We start from the raw sequence: 17,992 nt of genomic DNA, 5'->3' as shown, positions 1-17,992 counted from the left end.
GATCAGGGCGAGAGCTTGGCGAGGAAAGCGTCGCCGCTAGTGAGGTACGCGCTCAGCGGCCCGCCGCCGAAGTCGATCGAGCCGCCGTAGAGCACGCCCGCGAGGATGGTGTTCCCGGCGGTGTCGACGGCGAGGCCGCCGAGCCGCTGCTCGCCGCTGTCGCCGAAATGCCCGGCCGAGAGCGTCGCGCCCGAAGGATCGAGCTTCGCGGCGAAGACGTCGTACGTCGTCGTGGAGGAGCCGGGGACGTAGCCGAGGCCGAGATCGACGCTGCCCTGGTAGCTGCCGGCGACGCTGATGTTGCCGGCGGCGTCCACGTCGAGCTGCACCTGCTCCTGATGATTCGGGCCACCGAGGCGCTTGGTCCAGACGTGGTTGCCCGTCGGGCCGAGCTTGACGACGAACCCGTCGGAATTGTCGATGCCGTTGAGCGTCGGCCCGCCGAAGTTCGCGCGGTAAACGAAGTGGCCGCCGAGGAGGAGGTCGCCGCTCGGATCGACGCGGAGCGAGGACAACGTCTGGTCGTACGGGCCGCCGAGGCTCTTCGCCCATACCGTGCTCCCCGAAGGGTCGATCTCCGCGAGGAGGATCTCAGCGCCCGAGCCAGGGAACGCGCCCGTGCCCACGTCGGCGGAGCTACTGTAAACGAAGCCGAGGATGACATTGCCCGAGGCATCGACGTCGATCACCGGGAGCATTTGCGATTTCGTCGCGACGTACCGTTTGCCCCAGACGAGGTTGCCCGCCGCGTCGAACTTCCCGAGGACGACGTCACTATCGGCGCCGGTGAGCGCGCCCGCGCCGAAGTCGAAGGGCAGCTCGCTGTGGCTCGCGTAATAGACGTTGCCCGTCGCGTCCACGGCGACGCTGCCGCCGTGCGAGCCCCCCGTGAAGGGTCGCGCCCATAACGTATTGCCGGCGGGGTCGAGCTTCACGACGAAGGAGCCGAGTCCCGTGACCGTCATGGGTCCGGTGCCGAAATCACAGGTGCCGCTGAAGATGCCGGCGGCGAACACGTTGCCCGCCGCGTCTGTCGCGAGGGAGTAGACGCCTCCGCCACTGGCGCCGCCGACGTTCGGGCAGAGGGGCTTCATCCAGGCGTGAGAGCCGGACGCGTCATATTTGACCACGGCCATCCCGCCCGTGATGGGGATCGGGCCGCTGCCGAAATCGACGCTGCCGCTCGCGCCGAGGGCGACGAAGATGTTGTTCGAGGCGTCGGTCGCCACGGCACTGTAGTTCTGCCCTCCTGCGCCGAGGAGCCCGCGGCTCCAGACGTGCGTGCCGCCGGGGCAGCCGCCGAAGCCGTCGCAATCCTCGTCCTCGGGGGTGTTGCAATCCTCGGGCTGCGGCGCCTGATCGGGCACGCATTCGAGCTCGGCGTAGTAGCCGCAGGTGAGCGTGCCGGCGGCGCAAATGCCGGGCTGGCCGGTGTCACAGGCGAGGCCGTACGACGGATCGTCCTCGTCGACCTCGCCGTCGTAATCGTTGTCGAGGCCGTCGCAGACCTCGTCCCCAGGCGGCCCGAGGACCGCGGGCGGCGGGCCCGGGACCAGGGAATTCGTCTGCGGGCTAGGATCGCCGGGCTCCGCGCCGCAACCGGCGAAGCCCCAAGCAGTGACGAGCATGAGAACAGGAATGGAAGCGGTGAAATGGAAGCGCATTCGGACCTCCCTGCGGGTACGCCATCGACAATTCCGTCGATAGCCGATTCGCAGAAGAGCCGAGCCTACACCGGTCGAGGCCGGTCGGCAGTATCTTTTGGAAATGCCGGAGATGAAATCAGATGCGGGGCGCGCCCACGCCGAAGGCCAAGCGCACGTTCGGGCGCGTCAGATAAAAGACGACCACGGCCGCTATCACGATGGCGATCCACGCCGGCCAGGCGGCCGGCGCCGCCGCGACCGACACGATTGCAAAGAGGCCGTTCACGGCCTGGATTCCGAGCGTCACCACCCACGCCCAGGCGCGCAGCGTGATGAGGCCCCACGCGACGGCGAACATGGCAATTCCGACGGCTACGTCGAGCGCGATCGCCCAGGGCGGCAGCTCGGCGCCCGTGACGGCTGGGACGCTGGAGAGCACGGTGAGCACGCCGCTGAGCGCCATCAGCACGGCCACCACGGTGACGCCCGCAGGCCTCGTCTTCAGTTCATTCATGAAGACGGGCCGATGCAAGAGGCGCGCGACGCGTGATTCCGCTCCCGGTCCGCGCGGCTAGGACTGGTATTCGCGGAGGACGGTCAAATCGCGGGAGACCATGCGAAATGCCGCGCGCTCGGCCTCGGCGCGGATCTTCTCCTCGTCGAGCGTCAGGATCGTCCCGTTCGCGTAGAGGAGGTTTCCCGCGACGAACACGTGGCTCACGTCGCTGCCCTTCGCGGCGTGCACGAGGTTCGCGACGAGGTCGTGACGCGGCACGAGGTGGGGTTTGTCGAAATCGAAGAGCACGAGATCGGCCGGCCGCCCGGCTTCGAGCACGCCCGCCTTGGAAAAACCCATCGCGCGCGCGCCGGCCTGCGTGGCGATGCGGAGCGAGGCGTCGCCTGCGATCACCTCGGCATCGCGGCACGCGAGCTTCTGGAGCAGCGGCAGGAAGCGGACGGCTTCCTTCATGTCCATGTCGTTGTTCGACGCTGGCCCGTCGGTCCCGAGCGCGACGTTGACGCCCGCGCGGAGCAGCCGCGGCACGTCGCCCGGGCCCATCGCGAGCTTCATGTACGTGATCGGGCAATACGCCACGGTCGTCCCGTGCCGCGCGAGGATCGCCACGTCGTCGTCGCTCAGGTAGAGCGCGTGCGCCGCGATCGTCGGTACGTCGAGTACGCCCGTCTCTTCGAGCAGCCGCGCGGGCGTCACGCCGTGCGCGGCGAGCGAGCGGCTCACCTGCTCTTCGCTCTCGGCGATGTGAATGTGCAGGCCGAGGCCCTTCTCCTTCGCGAGCGCCGCGATCTCGCGCAGGAACGCGGGTGGACAGACGTAGGGCGAATGCGGCCCGAGCATCGCGCGGATACGCCCGTCCGCTTTGCCGTTCCATCGCTCCGCGAACGCGAGCGCGCCTTCGAGATCCGCGCCGACCTCCTTGTCCGCGCCGAGCCCGAACTGGCACCACGTGAGCGAGGCGCGCATCCCCGACGCTTCCACGACCTCGGCGACGTGGTCCATGTAGAAGTAGTGATCATTGAAGGCGACCGTGCCCGAGCGGATCATCTCGCACGCGGCCAAGAGCGCGCCGGCGCGCACTTCCTCGGGGCCGAGCGCGGATTCGGCGACCCAGACGCGCTCGTTGAACCAGCGATCGAGCGGCAGGTCCTCCGCGTAGCCGCGCACGAGCGACATCGACGCGTGGCAGTGGGCGTTAAAAAATCCAGGGACGGCGACGTGGTTCGTGCCGTCGATCGTCGTGTCGGGCACGAATTCGACGGGCGCCTCTCCGACGGCCACGATATGTGCGCCGTCGATGGCGAGGGCGCCGCCCCGGATCACCGTGCCTTTTTCGTCGAGGGTCACGATGTCCACGTCCTTGATCAGCGTCTTCACGGCTCTTCCTCCGGGCTCCGGGCGCTAGCGCCGTGGCGCATCCTACAACGAACATTCGTGATCCCAAAGCGCGAGGGACGATGCTAGTCTCGACGGCGCTTCGAGGACTTTGGGGGTCATCCCCGGGAGAGCTGGGCCATGGCTTTGACCGACCTCATCACCATTTCGTCGAGCGTGCTGCCGGACACGACGCGCGTGATCGCATTCCGCGGCGTCGAGGCGATCTCCCGGACGTACGAGTTCGAGATTTTCCTGTCGCTCGAAGGGGAAGAGGGCGACGGGCTGGATCTCGGCGACGCGATCGGCGCGAAGGCGCAGCTCGTGATCGACCGGGCGGACGATAACCTCCCTCCATTCGTGTTCGCCGGGATCCTGGCGAGCGTCGAGCTCCTGCACGCGGTCGAGGGCCGATCGCTCGTCCGCGCGGTGCTCGTCCCGCGGCTATGGCTGCTCGGGCTCTCGAAGCACAGCCGCATCTTCACGAAAAAGAAGCTGCCCGAGGTGATCGAGTCGATCCTCGAGGAAAACAGCCTCTCCGGCGACGATTACGAGCTCCGCCTCGGCTCCTACGAGACGGAGGAGCACATCTGCCAGTACCGGGAGAGCGACCTCGATTTCATCTCGCGCTGGATGGAGCGCGAAGGCATCTATTATTACTTCATCCACGGCGAGGAGGGCGAGAAGCTCATCATCAGCGACGGCTCCTCGTACGAGGAGGACATCCTCGGCAAACCCGTGCGGTATTACCCGCAGACCGGGCAGGATCGGAGCGCGGGGGCCTCGTTCCGCGCGTTCACGAGCCGCCACCGCACGCTGCCGTCGATGGTCAAGCTCAAGGATTACGATTACGCCCGGCCAAACCTCACCATCACCGGATCGGCGCAGGTCTCGTCGAACGGCGCGGGCGAGGTGAGCCTCTACGGCGAGCGGTTCTTCTCGGCCGCCGCGGGCGAGCGATTGGCCAAGCTCCGGGCCGAGGAGATGCTCGCGCGCGAGGTCGTCTACCAGGCGCGCGGCACGCGCTCGCACCTGCGCGCCGGGCACGTCTTCGAGATCGAGGAGCACCCGCGCGCGGCGCTCAATGCCCGTTACCTCGCGGTCGAGGTGCGCCACCACGGCAACCAGGCCGCGGGTGCGTCGGCGTTCAAGCAGCTTCTCGATCTGGACCACGACGAGGTGTATTTCGTCGAGGTCGAGGCGACCCCGGAGGGCACGCAGTTCCGGCCGGAGTCGCGCACGCAATGGCCGCGGATCTACGGCTACGAGAATGGCACCGTGGACGGGCCGGCCGACAGCGAGTACGCGCAGATCGACGACCATGGCCGGTACTCGGTCAAGTTCAAGTTCGACGAGACGAACCTGAAGGACGGCAAGGCGAGCACGTTCGTGCGCATGATGCAGCCGCACGGCGGCGGCATCGAGGGCTTCCATTTCCCGCTGCGCAAGGGCACCGAGGTCGTCTTCAGCTTCCTCGGCGGCGATCCGGACCGGCCCGTGATTTCGGGCGTCGTGCCGAACGCGCTCACGCCGAGCCCGGTCACGAGCGGCAACCACACGAAAAACGTGATCCAGACGGGCGGGCGCAATCGCCTCGAGCTCGAGGACAAGAACGGCCAGCAGCGGGTCACGCTCTCGACGCCGTACTCGAACTCCTACGTGCGCATGGGCTCACCGAACGAGGACCACGAGCTCATCGTGCGCACCGACGACAATACGCTCCTGCACGCCGGCAAGAACTATGACCAGAAGGTGGGCGAGAACAACGGCGGGACCTGGACGGTCACGGTCGCGAACGACTGGAAGTCGTACATCAAGGGCGGCATGTCGCTCGGCGTGGGGACGTTCTACGGCGGGCCCAAGGCCGGCTGCATCGGGATCGCGGCGCACGATAGCATCGGGATCGAGGCGAACACGGGCAGCTATACACTCACCGTGAAGAAGGGGCCCTGGACGACGAAGGTGCCGGAAAACTCGATGACCACGACCACGAAGGGCGATTACACGGTCACGGTCACCGCGAACAACACCAAGATCGACACGCAGAACGGCAAGACCGACATCCTGAGCAAGGGCAACATCAAGATCGAGTCTGCGAGCGGCGACATCACGATCGATGCGAAAACCGGAAAGATGACGATCAATGCCAAGAGCGGCATCGACATCACGTCCGAGGGCGACATCAGCGTGAAGGGCGCGCAGAAGTGGTATCAGTACACGGCCGGTGACTGGATCAAGTTCAACTCGAGCTCGGGCATCTCGCTCACGATGGGCATCACGAGCGACACGAAGATCGGCATCGCCAACGAGAACTTCATCGGCGGCAAGGTCTCGACCACGGTCGGCGGGTTCGCCGAGTTCAATGCGGCGTACAAGTTCTCCGTGACGGCCGCGGTCGCAATGGAATTCAAGTTCGGCGCGTCGCTCTGCATCAACGCCGCCGCCGAGGTGACGGCGAAGGCCACGCGCGTCAATGGCGTGGCCGCCGCCATCGAGAACATGCCCACGTGGATGGGCACGAGCGCCGTACGCTTCAGCCTCTCGGGCGTGCATACGCTCATGTGAAAGCGGCGTCCCGCCCTCTCCTCCCATCATGCGCGTCATCAAACCCCTCCGTCTTTCGGTCGTGCAGCGCATGCTCATGGTGCGGCGCGAAAACCGCCTGAGCATTGGCCTGCTCGTATATTTCCCGTTCGAAGCGCCCGATCGGCCGCTGCCCGAAATCGCGATGTGGCAGAAGGTCGTGAAGGAGATCGGCAAGGACGCCGCGCTCGACGAGGGTTTGCCCAAGCCGCGCGGCGAGGTCCTCGTCCACGGCAAGGCCCATGCGCCGGGTGGGCAGCCGCGGACCGCGTTCCAGGCGCGCCTCTCCATGGGCGACATCGACAAATCGATCGTCGTCGTGGGCCGGCGAAAATGGACGCTCGGCGGGCCCACGCCGCCCGAGCCGATCACGGAGATGCCCGTCACGTACGAAAAGGCGTTCGGAGGCGCCAGCTACGCGCAGAACCCGATCGGAATGGGCGCCGCCCCCGTGGAGGAGAACGGGGCCAAGGTGCATTGGCTCCCGCACCTCGAGGACCCGAAACGCCTGCTCAAGCACCCGGACGACCGGCCCCCGCCGGCCTGCTTCGGGCCGATCGACATCACCTGGCCCCAGCGCGCGAAGAAAGCTGGCACGTACGGCACGAAATGGCTGGAGACGGACTTCCCTGGCCTCGCGAGCGACATCGATCCGGAGATGTTCCAGACCGCGCCCGAGGATCAGAGGCTCGTCGGGTATTTCAAGGGCGGCGAGGAGATCACGATCGAGAACATGCACCCGACGAAGCCACGCCAATCGACGCGCGTGCCCCGGCTGCGGGTCCGGTGCTTCGCCTCGATGAAGCGGGCCGAGAGTGATTCTCCGCTCCTCGAGGTGCCGACGCGCCTCGAAACGGTGCTCCTGTTCCCGAACCTCGAGCGTGGCGTCGCGCTGTACCGCTGCGTGCTCCAGACCGTCGAGGACGACGCCGCCGACGTGGCGAGCTTGGTCGCGGCGATCGAAAAGCCCGAGGCGCCGAAGTCGCTCGACCATTACGAGGCCGCGCTCCGCAACCGGCTCGACAAGGAAAAAGGTCATCTCTACGGCCTGCGCGACAAGGACCTCATGCCCGAGCCCGACCCCGACGCGCCCGCGCTCCCGGACGAGGTCGTGAGCGACATGGACGAGCTCGTGAAGCGCGAGGACATGCTCCAGAAGCGAGGACACGCGCGGGCCGAGCGGGAGCTCGAAAAGGCGCGGCTCGCCATGCGCGTCGCCGGGCAGGACCCGGACGCGGCGCTGCCGAAAGCGATCCCGCCGCCGGAGAAACCGCCGAAGATCGAGGACCTGCCCGATTACGTCGAGAAGCTCCAAGCCGAATCGAAGAGGGTCCAGGAAGAGGCCGAGGCGAAGCGCAAAGACGCAATGGCGGAGGCCCGGGCCCAATGTGAAAAGCAGGGGGTCGATTTCGACGCGCTGCTCGAAAAGGCGAAGCGCGAGGGCGGCGGCCCGCCCGCGTTCCGCGCGGAGCTCGAAATCCAGCGCCTCCGGGACCTCGCCGACATCGCGCGGAACGGCGGCACGCCGATGGAGGAGCTCGAAGCGAAGATCGAGGATCCGGCCTTCCGCAAGAGCCTCGAAAAGATCGAGGAGATGCAGCTTTTCGCGTATCGCGGCTTCGCGCACCACTTCCCGCCGGCGCCCGATCGGTCGCCGGAGGATCAGGCGCGGCTCCGCGCCGAGGTGGAGGCCGCGATTGCCGCGAAGAAGCCGCTCGTCGGCTGCGATCTGACCGGCGCGGATCTACACGGGCTCTCGCTCGCCGGGGCGAACCTGCGCGAGGCGCTGCTCGAACGCGCCGATCTTTCGGGCTGTGATCTTTCGGGCTCGGATCTCTCGGGCGCGGTGCTCACGCGGGCGACGCTCGCGGACGTGAAGTTCGCCGGCGCGAAGCTCGTCGGGACGAACCTCGGCGAAGTGCTCGCCGAGGGGACGAGTTTTTCCGGGGCGAACCTGGAGAAGGCCGTGTTCTACAAGGCGCGGCTCTCGTCGGCGAAGCTCGCGGGCGTCACGCTCCGCGGCGCCGACATGATGGAGGCCGTGCTCGAAGGGGCCGACCTCTCGGGCGTCGAGGCGGCGGAGGTGCTGTTCTTCAAGGCAAACCTCAAGGGCGCGCGGTTCGAGCGGGCGAAGCTCGGCAAAGCGACGTTCTTCCAGTGCTCCTGCGACGGGATCGATTTCAGCCGGGCAAACCTCGACGCGACGAGCTTCGTGGAGCTCTCGGCCGAGCGCGCTTCCTTTCGGGAGGCCGCCGCGCAGAACCTCCGGCTCGTCTCGGCGACGTCCTTGCCCGGCGCAGATTTCACGGGCGCCGACCTCCGGCTCGCGAACCTGCGCGAGGTCGATTTCAAGGGGGCGATCTTCGACGGCGCGCTCTGCGAAAACGCGGACTTCGGAGAGTCGAACCTGAAAGGCGCGCGCCTGCGCGGGCTGCGCGCTCGGGGCGCTCGTTTCATCCGCGCGGACCTCACGGACGCGGATTTCACGGGCTCGAATCTCATGGAGGCGCTGCTCCTTCACGCGAAGCTTCCCGGCGCGAAGTTCGAACAGACAAACCTCTTCCGCGCGACGCTGATGAACGCGAAGGGCGACGACCGCACGAGCTTCGCGGGCTCCTACGTGCGGCAGACGCTGTTCACGCCGAGGCAAGGCTCATGACGAACGAAGAGGTCCTCGCGAACGTCGAGAACGCCGAGCCGATCACGGGAGTGGATCTCGCCGGGATCGATCTTTCGGGCCGCGATCTTTCGGGCGCGGTGTTCGAGAAGGTCAGCCTCCGCGGCGCCAAGCTCGCGGGCGCCAAGCTCTCCGAATCGCTCTTCAGCGAATGTGATCTGTCGAGCGCCGATCTCTCGGGCGTGCAAGCGCGGCACACGACGTTCAGCAAGTGCACCTTCCTGCTCGCGAACCTCGTGGACGCGAATCTCGTGGGCGCGAGCCTCGTCGACGTCGACGTGTCCGGCGCGCGGCTCGATCGGGCAAACCTGACGATCGCGGCCCTCATCAAGCCACGGGCCGACGAGACGAGCTTCCGCGACGCGACGCTCGATCGCTCTGCGCTCGTCGATTTCGTCGGCGCGCGCGCGGTCTTCGAGGGCGCGCTGCTCAAGCAGACGGGGCTCATCAAGGCCGACCTTCGGACGGCGATCTTGCGCGGCGCGAAGCTCGAGAACGCGCTGCTCATCGGCTCGAACCTGGAGGGGCAAGACCTGTCGAAGATGAGCCTCGTCCTGACGCAATTCACGGACGCGGACGTCTCGCGCTGCGATTTCCGCGGGGCGAACCTGACGCAGGCGATCTTCAAGGGCGCGAACCTAAGGGGCGCGAAGCTCGACGGCGCCACCGCGGAGCGCGCGCTGTTCGTCCAGGCAGACCTGTCGGCCGCGAGCCTCGCCAAGGCCGTCCTGCGGCAGTCGATCTTCCTCGAAGCGACGCTCGCGGCGACGGATCTGCACGAGGCCGACCTCTTCCAGGCCATCTTCAAGAGCGCGAAGTGCCCCCAGGCGAGTTTCCGCGGCGCGGAGCTCACGTATGCCGACTTCTCGTACGCCCGCCTGGAGGAGGCCGATTTCTCGAAGGCGCAGCTCTTCCGCGCCCGATTCCATCAAACGGAGGAGCGCGGCGCATTGTTCACGAACCGGGCGCTCGCGCTCGGCGACGACGAGGAGCTCCGCGCGGCCGAGCGCTGGAAGCCCAAGGCATGATAGGCTGATCAAAGGAGACGACGATGCGAGACAACTTGGCCAGGCAGCGGGTCCAATCGTTCGCGACGCAGGAGGTCGGCACCATCGTCGCGCTCCTCGGCCGCACGTTCCGCGTGCGGTGCGGGTCCGGCGAGCACGAGGCGCGGCGCGCGGTGAGCTGCCTCGTCGCGCCGGCGCTCGGCGACCGCGTGCTCGTCGCGCTCCACGACGAGGGTTGCCACGTGCTCGCGATCCTGGACCGCGACGCCGAGGCGCCGACGCGGCTCGTCGCAGACGGTGACCTCGAGCTCAGCGCGCCCGAAGGCACGGTGACGGTGACGGCCGGGGAGGGCGTGCGCGTCGTTTCGCCGGGAGAAACCGCTATCGCGTCGGGCACGGTGCGCATCGCCGCGTCGGACGCGTCTCTCGCGGTGGGCGCGCTGCATTACGTGGGCGAGCAGATCGCGGCGCAGGTCGACCGCGTGAAGACGGTGTCACGCGAGCTCGAAAGCGTGGCGGATCGCTGGGTGCAACGGCTCGGAAACGCGTACCGGTTCATCACGGAGTCGGAGCAGGTGCGCGCCCATTACCTCGAATATTCGGCGACCGCGGCCGTGAACGTGAAGGCCAAGACGACGATCGTCTCGGGCGGCGAGCTCGCCAAGATCGACGGCTCGCAGGTCCACATCGGTTAGAGTGGCGAGGAAGTCGCGCATGCTGGTTCTCGTCGCGCTCGTCCCGATCACCATCCTGCTCGTCGCGGGTATCGTCGTGTATCGCCTCGTCCGAGGGGAGCACCAGGCCGCGGAGATGGGCGCGGAGCAGCGGGCGGAGCTCGGCGCGCGCATGGCGCTTGGAATCGGCGCGCGCGCCGCCGTCGTGAAGAGCCAGACGATCGTGGCCATGCCGGGCCGCGGCGCGGCGGCAATTCAGGTGCACCTCGACGTGGAGGCGCCCTCCGGCGAGAGGTACCCGGCGAGCGCGAAATGGGAGGTCGATCTCATCTCGCTTTCGCGCCTGCAACCTGGGCAAATCGTGGGCATCAAGATCGATCCGGACGACAGGACGAGGGTGTATCCGGGCGAGTCGTGGGCCCGAATTTACGCAGACGGTCGATGACGGCGCGTCGCCGCGCGGCGCTGGAGGAGGACGACGATGTTCGCGAATTCGCAGATGATGGGCATGTCGCTCGGCTTCCCCGACGTATGCCTCACGCCGACGCCCGCGCCGGTGCCCATTCCGTATCCAAACATCTCGGCGCAGCCGATGGGCGTGCCCGCGGCGTACAACATTCTCTTCATGGGCACGCCGGCCCACAACATGGCGACGTCGGTGCCGCTCACGAACGGCGATAACCCCGGCGTCGCGCTGGGCGTCGCGTCGGGGATCGTCATGGGGCCGTCGCGGCACCTGACGGCGGCATTCCGGGTGCTCGCCGGCGGAATCCCGGCGACACGAATGACGAGCATGACGCTCACGAACTCCACCAATTGCCCTGGTGTCTCGATCGTGCCGAGCCAGGTGAAGGTCCTCTTGCTCGGCCCGTGAAAGAGCAAAACAAGAATCGCCTCGCGACCATCACGGGTCGATACGCCTCGCGGCAACGCGAGAAGGCTGCGCTCGACCGTCGCGCCTTCGACGAGGCCTTCGTCGAGGTGCGCGAGAAGGTCCTCCGGCCCGTATTCGAGGACATCGCGGACGAGCTGCGAGGCGCAGGGCACACGGCGGTCGTCGCTATCGACGGTGCGACGGAGACGCCGAGTATCGAGCTCGTGCTCGGGATCGGCGGGAATACGACGAAGGACGCGCACGATCGTGTCGCCTTCGTGGTCATCACGCGCAGGCCGGCGCCCGAGGTGCTCGCGTATCTCGTGGTGCGGCCACCGGCGCTCGACCTCGTGCGATTCGCGTCGCCCTCGGACATCACGGCGGAACAGGTGGAGCAAATCCTGGTCGACGCCGTCGAGCACATCTTCGCGTGCCATTCGGTTTGAAAGCGGATCCGCCATGCTGAAACGGAATGCCACCATCGCCGTCGTCGCCCCCGCAGGGATCCCGCAGCTCGCCGGCGTCGCGGCCGGCGTACGGCTCGTCAAGAGCTGGGGCTACGAGGTCGTTCTCGCGCCGAATCTGGAAAAGCAACACCATTTCACCGCAGGCACGGCCGAGGTGCGGACGCAGGATCTCCTCTGGGCGCTTTCGGCCGAGGGGATCGACGCGGTGTGGCTCGCGCGAGGCGGCTACGGGTGCATGCATTGCCTGCCGAGCCTGCCGAGCGAAGGGCTCGACGGGAGGCCGGTGCTCGGATGCTCGGACGCGACGGCGCTGTTCGCGGCGCTCGTGAAGTCACGCGGGGGCAAACTCGTGCACGGGCCGATGCTGGAGACGATCGCGACGAAGGTGGACGACGCGACACGCGAGCGAATCCGGGCAATGCTGGCCGGCGAGGAGGTCGCGGCCATTCCAGCGCAGCACTTCGCAGGGCCGAAGGAAGAGGTGCACGGGCGGGTCGTCGGGGGAAACCTGTGCGTGCTTTCGAGCCTGGCAGGCACGCCATGGGCGCTCGACGCGCGGGGGGCGATCGTGGTGCTGGAAGAGGTGACGGAGGTGCCCTATCGGGTCGATCGGCTGATCATGCAGCTGCGCCTGAGCGGGGCGCTCGACGGAGCGGTGGGGATCGCGCTCGGCGATTTCGTGAAATGCGACCCGCCGGAGGGCGCGCGCTACGAGCTCACGGACGTGCTGCGCGAGGCGCTCGAGCCGCTGGGGCTGCCCGTATGGTCGCGGCTGACCCTCGGCCATGACAAACGCAATCTGGCGTTCTGCATCGGCGAGGAAGGGTCGCTCGGGCCGGGCGGGCTGTCGCAAGCGCGATCGGTCTGAGGACCGACGAAACATCCGAGCGCCAAAAAGCAAAGGGGCCGACCCATTTCGAGTCGACCCCTTGCTTTCCGCTTTGCGGACTTGGTTGCGCGGGCAGGATTTGAACCTACGACCTTCGGGTTATGAGCCCGACGAGCTACCAGGCTGCTCCACCGCGCGTCAATTTGTCACTTCTACAAAAACAACCGAGCGTGGAGGACAGCGACTACGGCTGGCCCCACGCTCCGCTGGTTGCGCGGGTAGGATTTGAACCTACGACCTTCGGGTTATGAGCCCGACGAGCTACCAGGCTGCTCCACCGCGCGTCATGTTCGCCAAACGAAGCGGCGACGACGGGTCGGAACCTACTCCTGTCCGTGCAGGAGTCAAGCCCCTCGTGACCGTTCGATCACGCTTCCCGCGGGAAGGCCGTTTTTCCCAGGTCTCCGTCAGGCATTGAGCAGCCACGCCGGCACGAGCGCACTCGGCTTGGACGTCGAGATCACCCAGAGCTGATGCGCCGCGCGCGTCGCCCCGATGTGCAGGAGGTGCCGCGACTCGTCGTCCGCCGGGTAGGTCGATGCGTTCACGTCGACCAGCACGACGTAGTCGTACTCGAGGCCCTTCACCTGCCGGATCTCGGTGACGTCCACGCCCGGCCGGAAGAGGAAGTCGAACGCGCGCACGCGGCGGAGGCTCGGAATCTCCGCCATTTTCAGCGCCTCGTAGTACGCGTCCGCCTGCTCGGGGTGGCGCGCGAGGATCGCCAGCGTGGCGCGCGGCTCGCGCGTGAAGAGCGGGCGGATCGAGTCCGCGAGGAACGCGACGGCCGCGCCCTGGCTCGGGAAATGGTGGTGCTCGACGGGCGCGCCCGTGCGCGGCGCGACGGGCGGCGTGGGATCGGCGAGCGGGCCGAGGATGTCACGCGCGACCGCGAGGACTTCACGCGTCGAGCGATACGCGATGCGCAGAGGCTCGATGTTGACCGAGGAGAGACCGAGGTCTTCGAGGACGCGGCTCCAGTCGCGGAAGCCCGAGTCCATGAAGAGGCGCTGCGCGGTGTCGCCCGCGAGCGTCACGGACTTCTGCTTGGAGACGACGCCGAGCAGGACCGCGAGATCCACGGGCGCGAGGTCCTGCGCTTCGTCGACGAAGAGGTGCTCGACGACGTAGGGCTGTTTGCCCTTCTTGAGGTCGCCCTTGATGACCTGGTAGGCGCGGAGCAGGAGCGCGTCGTCCTCGGGATCGAGCAGCGCGCGCTCGTCCTCCTCGATGGGCTTGTCGTCGGCGCCGAGGCGCTCCTCTTCGGGATCCTCGTCCACGGGCTCGTCCGCGAGCGCCGCTTTGCGCTCGGCGCGATCGCCGGGATCACGATCGAGGACCGCGGGGCAACGCTCGGCGCACCAGCGCCACGCCTGGCGAACCTTGTCGAGGCTGAACTCGGGATCGTTTGCAGAGGCGAACGCCTTCTCGATGCTGTCCTTGTCCGTGAGCAGATCGGCCCAGAACCAGAGGATGCCGCGCGAGTCCTTGCGGGTCGTGGGATCCTCGGCGTACGCCCTCGCGCGCTCTTCGAGCAGGCGCAGGAGCGCCGGGTGCGTCTTGTACCGCGTGACCGCGCTCGGGGTGTTCTCCTCGACCGGGACGTCGAGCCACGGGTAGGCGCGCAAGCGCACGGCGCGGGCCCACTCGGCGAAGGTCTCGACCTGGACCTGGCCGATGCCGAGCGCAGGCAAGACCTCGCTGATGTACGCCCTTAGCGCGGGGCTCCCGACGATGACGAGCATCTTGTCGCCGGAGAAGCGAGCGCGGTTGTTGAACGCGAGGAAGGCCATGCGGTGGACGCCGATGGTGGTCTTGCCGCTGCCCGCTCCGCCCTGGATGACCACGATGCCGGAATCGGGCCGCGAGATGAGCTCGAACTGGCGCGGGTCGAGGAGCGCGGCGATCTCGGGCAGGTGCCGATCCTCCTTCGCCGCGAAGCTCGCGCCGGTGCCGAGCGCGCCGCGCATGTCCTCGGGGCGAACGGCTTTGCCCTGCCCGCCCGCGAGCACGACGGCGCGGCTGTCGAGCCGGCGATAGCCGTTCTCGACCCGCACGAAGACGCCCTGCGGCGCGGCGATGCGATAGAGCTCGCCGTCCTCGATGGTGACGGTGCGCCGGGCGAGGACCTTGCCCTCGACCTCGCGGTCGCCGAAGGTCTCCTCGTACTCGGCGCCTTCCTCGTAGCGGTAATAAAGCTGGCTCACGGGCGCATGGCGCCAGTCGACGATGCGTACGCCGGCCTTGGCGTCGACGTGCGTGGTGCGGCCGATGAGGACGTCGCGGTCCTGTTTGCCGCGCTCGCGGAGACGGAGGTGACCGAAGTAGGGCGAGCGCGGGTCGACGGGCTCGGTGACGACCTCGGCGCGACGCGCGGCGACGCCCGCGATGCGCTCCATCTGCTGCACGAGCGCAGGGACGTCTTCGAGGCGGCTCGCCGCGATCTGATCGCGCAGCGAGATCATCTGCGACTCGTAGTCCTCCGTGGGCGGCGGGCGCGAGGGCTTCACCGTCGCGAGGTGCTCACGGACGCGATCGAGCAGCGCTTGCTCTTCGCGAACGATCGTGAGCTCGTCCGCGCCGTTCGTCTGCGGCGTGCTTTGGGGGTTGCCCGAGCTCGACTCGGGACGAAGCGGCTGCGCGGTCGTCTGCTTGGCGGTCACGGTGGATTACGTAGCGCGCGGAGCGGGGTTGGGAGGGACAGGGCCCCTCGATTTCCATTTCCATCCGCTGTCCGGAAGACCGGTGGACGGACGGCAGAGCTCGCGGATGTTCCGGAAAAAGGGCTTCGGCCGCGAGGCGACCGCGCGTTTTGACCCATCCTCCCGGGCCGCGCAAGGGTTTGTCGAGGGAGAGCCTCACGCTCGGACGGACCGGTTCGGCCGTCCGGGCAGGAGGTGACCGTGGGGCGAGAGGGATGGGGCGGGACGCGTCAGGTGCGCGCTTCGGCGGGCGCCGGGCTCGACTCGGAGACCGAGGACATCGTCGGCCTGCGCGCGTTCTCTTTCGTGCGGACGTCGCGCACCTCGACGTGGATGCCGCGCATCGCCGCGGAGATCTGGAAGTCCTCGATCACCTCGAGGATGTCCTGATCGATGAACTCGGCGCGGGTGCCGTCGATGATGACCGACGAGCCGTCGGGGATGCGCTTGAGGACGCCGATGAACGTCGCCTTGTTGAGGAAGGAGACGTCCTTCTTGAAGGTGATCACGCGCTTCTTGCCCTCCTTCGCGATCGTGAACGCCGCGCGCATGTGGCTGCGCAGGACGAAGCCGACGCCGACGACGATGCCCGCGAGGATGCCGCGCAGAAGGTCGGTGAGGAGGATGGCGGAGATGGTGAAGACGAACGGGATGAACTGATCCCAGCCGAGCTTGTACATCTTCTTGAAGAGCTCGGGCTTGGCCAGCTTGTAGCCGGTCATCAGCAGGATCGACGCGAGGCACGCGAGCGGGATCATGTTGAGGAACCGGCCGATGAAGAGGACGGCGAGCAGCAGGAAGAGGCCGTGGAAGGCCGTCGCGGCCCGCGTCCGTCCGCCGGCGTTGATGTTCGCGCTGGAGCGGACGATCACGCTCGTCACGGGCAAACCACCGAGCAGGCCGCTCGCCGCGTTGCCGATGCCCTGCGCGACGAGCTCGCGGTCGAGCGGGGTGTTGCGCTTCCACGGATCGAGTTTGTCCACGGCCTCGATGCTGAGCAGCGTCTCGAGGCTCGCGACGATGCCGATCGTGAGCGCGACGATGTAGACCTGCGGGTTCGAGAGCGCGGCGAAGGTCGGCGTGCGGAGCTGCCCGAGCGCGCCGCCCACGCCGTCGTAGGCGGGCAACGTGACGAGGTGCGTCTGCTCGAGCGCGATGGGCAAGCTCGCCTTGCGGAAGAGGAGGTTGAGCCCGGTGCCGACGAGGACGACGACGAGCGCGCCCGGGAGCCACGAGAGCTTGCGCAGCCGCTCGGTCTTCTCCCAGAGGACGAGGATGCCCATGGAGACCGCGCTGATGACGAGCGCGCCACGCTCGAGACGGCCGAAGGCGTGGAGGATCATGGTGAACGTGTTCTCCTCCTCGGAGACCACGAACTGCTCGGAGCCCTCCTGATCGAGGTCGTACCCGACGGCGTGCGGGAACTGCTTGAGGATCAGGATGAGGCCAATCGCGGCGAGCATCCCTTTGATGACGGACGAAGGGATGAGGTAGACGGCCGTGCCGAGGCGCGCGACGCCGAGGATCACTTGCAGGACACCGCCGAGGACGACGGCGACGAGGAAGTTCTCGAAGGTGCCAAGCTTGTCGATGCCCGCGAGGACGATGGCCGTGAGGCCCGCGGCCGGCCCGCACACGCTGAGCGACGAGCGGCTCATGAGCGGGATCAAGAGCCCGCCGATCACACCCGCCGTGAGACCCGCAAAAAGCGGGGCATTCGACGCGAGCGCGACGCCGAGGCACAGCGGCAGCGCCACGAGGAACACGACGAGGCCCGCGGGCAAGTCGTATTTGAGGTTCGCGAGCGGGCTGAGGTTCGGCCGAGTCACACCGGCGCCGCTCGTCTTCGCGTTGGCCATCGCTTCCTTGCTCCGTATCCGGCTTGTTTTCCCCACCGCCGAAGGACCGGTAGGGGAGTAGCGTGCGCGGCAAACCCCGGCAAACGCCGAGGTCCGACGCGCGCAAATTCATCCGAACTCGAAGGATCGCACAAACGCGGCGCAAGAGCGAATCGCAGGCGGTTCCGTGTTCCAAAGTACGCAGTCTGCCCGGGGTCCACGGCGGTCTTGAGACCGAGGCGCACTGGGCTTATGGGTTTTCATGCATGGAACGCTCCTTTTCGAATGACGCGCTTCCCCTCCACGACCTGATTTTGCGCTCCTTCCGGCAACGGGATGCGCTCTTCCACCTGGTGCTCGCGACGTATCGCGTGGAGCTCACCGGCGTGCTCAGTCGCGCCGCGAAGACCGGGTTCGAGCTCGGAGACGCAAACACGGTGATCGATCTGGCCGATCAGATCGCGTCGGCCGCGCGCGCCGTGGATCTCACGGCGATTCGCAAGGACGCGCTGTCGCTGCGGACCTTCGCGTCCGCTGCCCAGGACGGCGGCGAACAGGAGGAAGGCAAGGTGCTCCTCGCAGGGCTCCGGTTGATCGATCGGATCCTCGACGAGGCCAAAGAGCGCGCGAAGGCGGCCGAGCCGTCCACGCCGCTGGTCTTGAACTAGCCGGGCGCGAGGGCTCGCCGTGTCACCCCGGTGCGCACGCGTTCCCCTAGCCCCCTGGCGCGGTCCGTGCTGCACC

14 protein-coding genes and 2 tRNA genes are annotated in these 17,992 nt (G+C 67.6%); 9 read left to right on the top strand and 7 right to left on the bottom strand.

The window, feature by feature from the left end; all coding sequences use genetic code 11:
* Positions 1 to 2: 2 nt before the first annotated feature.
* The 3 genes from KEG57_RS06630 to KEG57_RS06620 all read right to left on the bottom strand — a co-directional run bounded on the left by KEG57_RS06630 (position 3) and on the right by KEG57_RS06620 (position 3,540).
* Positions 3 to 1,628 carry an NHL repeat-containing protein gene (locus KEG57_RS06630; protein WP_272417187.1) on the bottom strand — a complete coding sequence of 542 codons (1,626 nt, stop codon included), beginning with the start codon at positions 1,626 to 1,628 and terminating at the stop codon, positions 3 to 5.
* 154 nt (positions 1,629 to 1,782) lie between these two features.
* Positions 1,783 to 2,160, bottom strand: coding sequence for a hypothetical protein (locus tag KEG57_RS06625; protein ID WP_272417186.1), 378 nt, complete (start codon positions 2,158 to 2,160; stop codon positions 1,783 to 1,785).
* 57 nt (positions 2,161 to 2,217) lie between these two features.
* Positions 2,218 to 3,540, bottom strand: coding sequence for an amidohydrolase (locus KEG57_RS06620; protein ID WP_272458279.1), 1,323 nt, complete (start codon positions 3,538 to 3,540; stop codon positions 2,218 to 2,220).
* 138 nt (positions 3,541 to 3,678) lie between these two features.
* Here KEG57_RS06620 and KEG57_RS06615 point away from each other — a divergent pair, with 138 nt between their 5' ends.
* The 8 genes from KEG57_RS06615 to KEG57_RS06580 are packed head-to-tail and all read left to right on the top strand — an operon-like array spanning position 3,679 to position 12,687.
* On the top strand, positions 3,679 to 6,102 hold the full coding sequence (locus KEG57_RS06615; protein ID WP_272417184.1) for a type VI secretion system Vgr family protein: 2,424 nt from the start codon (positions 3,679 to 3,681) through the stop codon (positions 6,100 to 6,102).
* A gap of 28 nt (positions 6,103 to 6,130) precedes the next feature.
* The gene (locus KEG57_RS06610; RefSeq protein WP_272417183.1) at positions 6,131 to 8,779 is read left to right on the top strand and encodes a DUF2169 domain-containing protein; all 2,649 of its coding nucleotides are present in this window, start codon (positions 6,131 to 6,133) and stop codon (positions 8,777 to 8,779) included.
* Positions 8,776 to 9,825 carry a pentapeptide repeat-containing protein gene (locus KEG57_RS06605; RefSeq protein ID WP_272417182.1) on the top strand — a complete coding sequence of 350 codons (1,050 nt, stop codon included), beginning with the start codon at positions 8,776 to 8,778 and terminating at the stop codon, positions 9,823 to 9,825. Before KEG57_RS06610 ends, KEG57_RS06605 begins: the two co-directional genes overlap by 4 nt.
* Positions 9,826 to 9,848: 23 nt before the next feature.
* On the top strand, positions 9,849 to 10,499 hold the full coding sequence (locus KEG57_RS06600; protein WP_272417181.1) for a DUF3540 domain-containing protein: 651 nt from the start codon (positions 9,849 to 9,851) through the stop codon (positions 10,497 to 10,499).
* A 19-nt stretch (positions 10,500 to 10,518) separates the two neighbouring features.
* Positions 10,519 to 10,923, top strand: coding sequence for a hypothetical protein (locus KEG57_RS06595; RefSeq protein ID WP_272417180.1), 405 nt, complete (start codon positions 10,519 to 10,521; stop codon positions 10,921 to 10,923).
* A gap of 36 nt (positions 10,924 to 10,959) precedes the next feature.
* Positions 10,960 to 11,352: a DUF4150 domain-containing protein gene (locus KEG57_RS06590; RefSeq protein WP_272417179.1), complete on the top strand. Its 393-nt coding sequence runs from the start codon at positions 10,960 to 10,962 to the stop codon at positions 11,350 to 11,352.
* Positions 11,349 to 11,798 carry a hypothetical protein gene (locus KEG57_RS06585; protein WP_272417178.1) on the top strand — a complete coding sequence of 150 codons (450 nt, stop codon included), beginning with the start codon at positions 11,349 to 11,351 and terminating at the stop codon, positions 11,796 to 11,798. The genes KEG57_RS06590 and KEG57_RS06585 overlap by 4 nt, the downstream gene beginning before the upstream one ends.
* A gap of 13 nt (positions 11,799 to 11,811) precedes the next feature.
* Complete coding sequence (locus tag KEG57_RS06580) at positions 11,812 to 12,687, top strand: S66 peptidase family protein (protein WP_272417177.1); 876 nt, start codon at positions 11,812 to 11,814, stop codon at positions 12,685 to 12,687.
* 82 nt (positions 12,688 to 12,769) lie between these two features.
* Here the strand turns inward: KEG57_RS06580 and KEG57_RS06575 are convergent.
* From KEG57_RS06575 to KEG57_RS06560, 4 genes are all read right to left on the bottom strand, one after another.
* A tRNA-Met gene (locus tag KEG57_RS06575) sits at positions 12,770 to 12,846 on the bottom strand.
* A gap of 69 nt (positions 12,847 to 12,915) precedes the next feature.
* Positions 12,916 to 12,992: transfer RNA gene (locus KEG57_RS06570), tRNA-Met, on the bottom strand.
* Positions 12,993 to 13,115: 123 nt separating this feature from the next.
* Entirely contained in the window at positions 13,116 to 15,371 is a 2,256-nt protein-coding gene (locus KEG57_RS06565; protein WP_272417176.1) for an ATP-binding domain-containing protein, read from the bottom strand.
* A 269-nt stretch (positions 15,372 to 15,640) separates the two neighbouring features.
* The gene (locus KEG57_RS06560; protein WP_272417175.1) at positions 15,641 to 17,269 is read right to left on the bottom strand and encodes a SulP family inorganic anion transporter; all 1,629 of its coding nucleotides are present in this window, start codon (positions 17,267 to 17,269) and stop codon (positions 15,641 to 15,643) included.
* A gap of 245 nt (positions 17,270 to 17,514) precedes the next feature.
* Between KEG57_RS06560 and KEG57_RS06555 the strand changes: the two genes are divergently transcribed.
* Positions 17,515 to 17,916 carry a hypothetical protein gene (locus tag KEG57_RS06555; protein ID WP_272417174.1) on the top strand — a complete coding sequence of 134 codons (402 nt, stop codon included), beginning with the start codon at positions 17,515 to 17,517 and terminating at the stop codon, positions 17,914 to 17,916.
* Positions 17,917 to 17,992: the final 76 nt, after the last annotated feature.

The sequence above is a fragment of the Polyangium jinanense genome, assembly GCF_028435365.1.
Note: the sequence above shows the minus strand (reverse complement) of the source record. Positions and strands in the feature narration are given on the sequence as shown.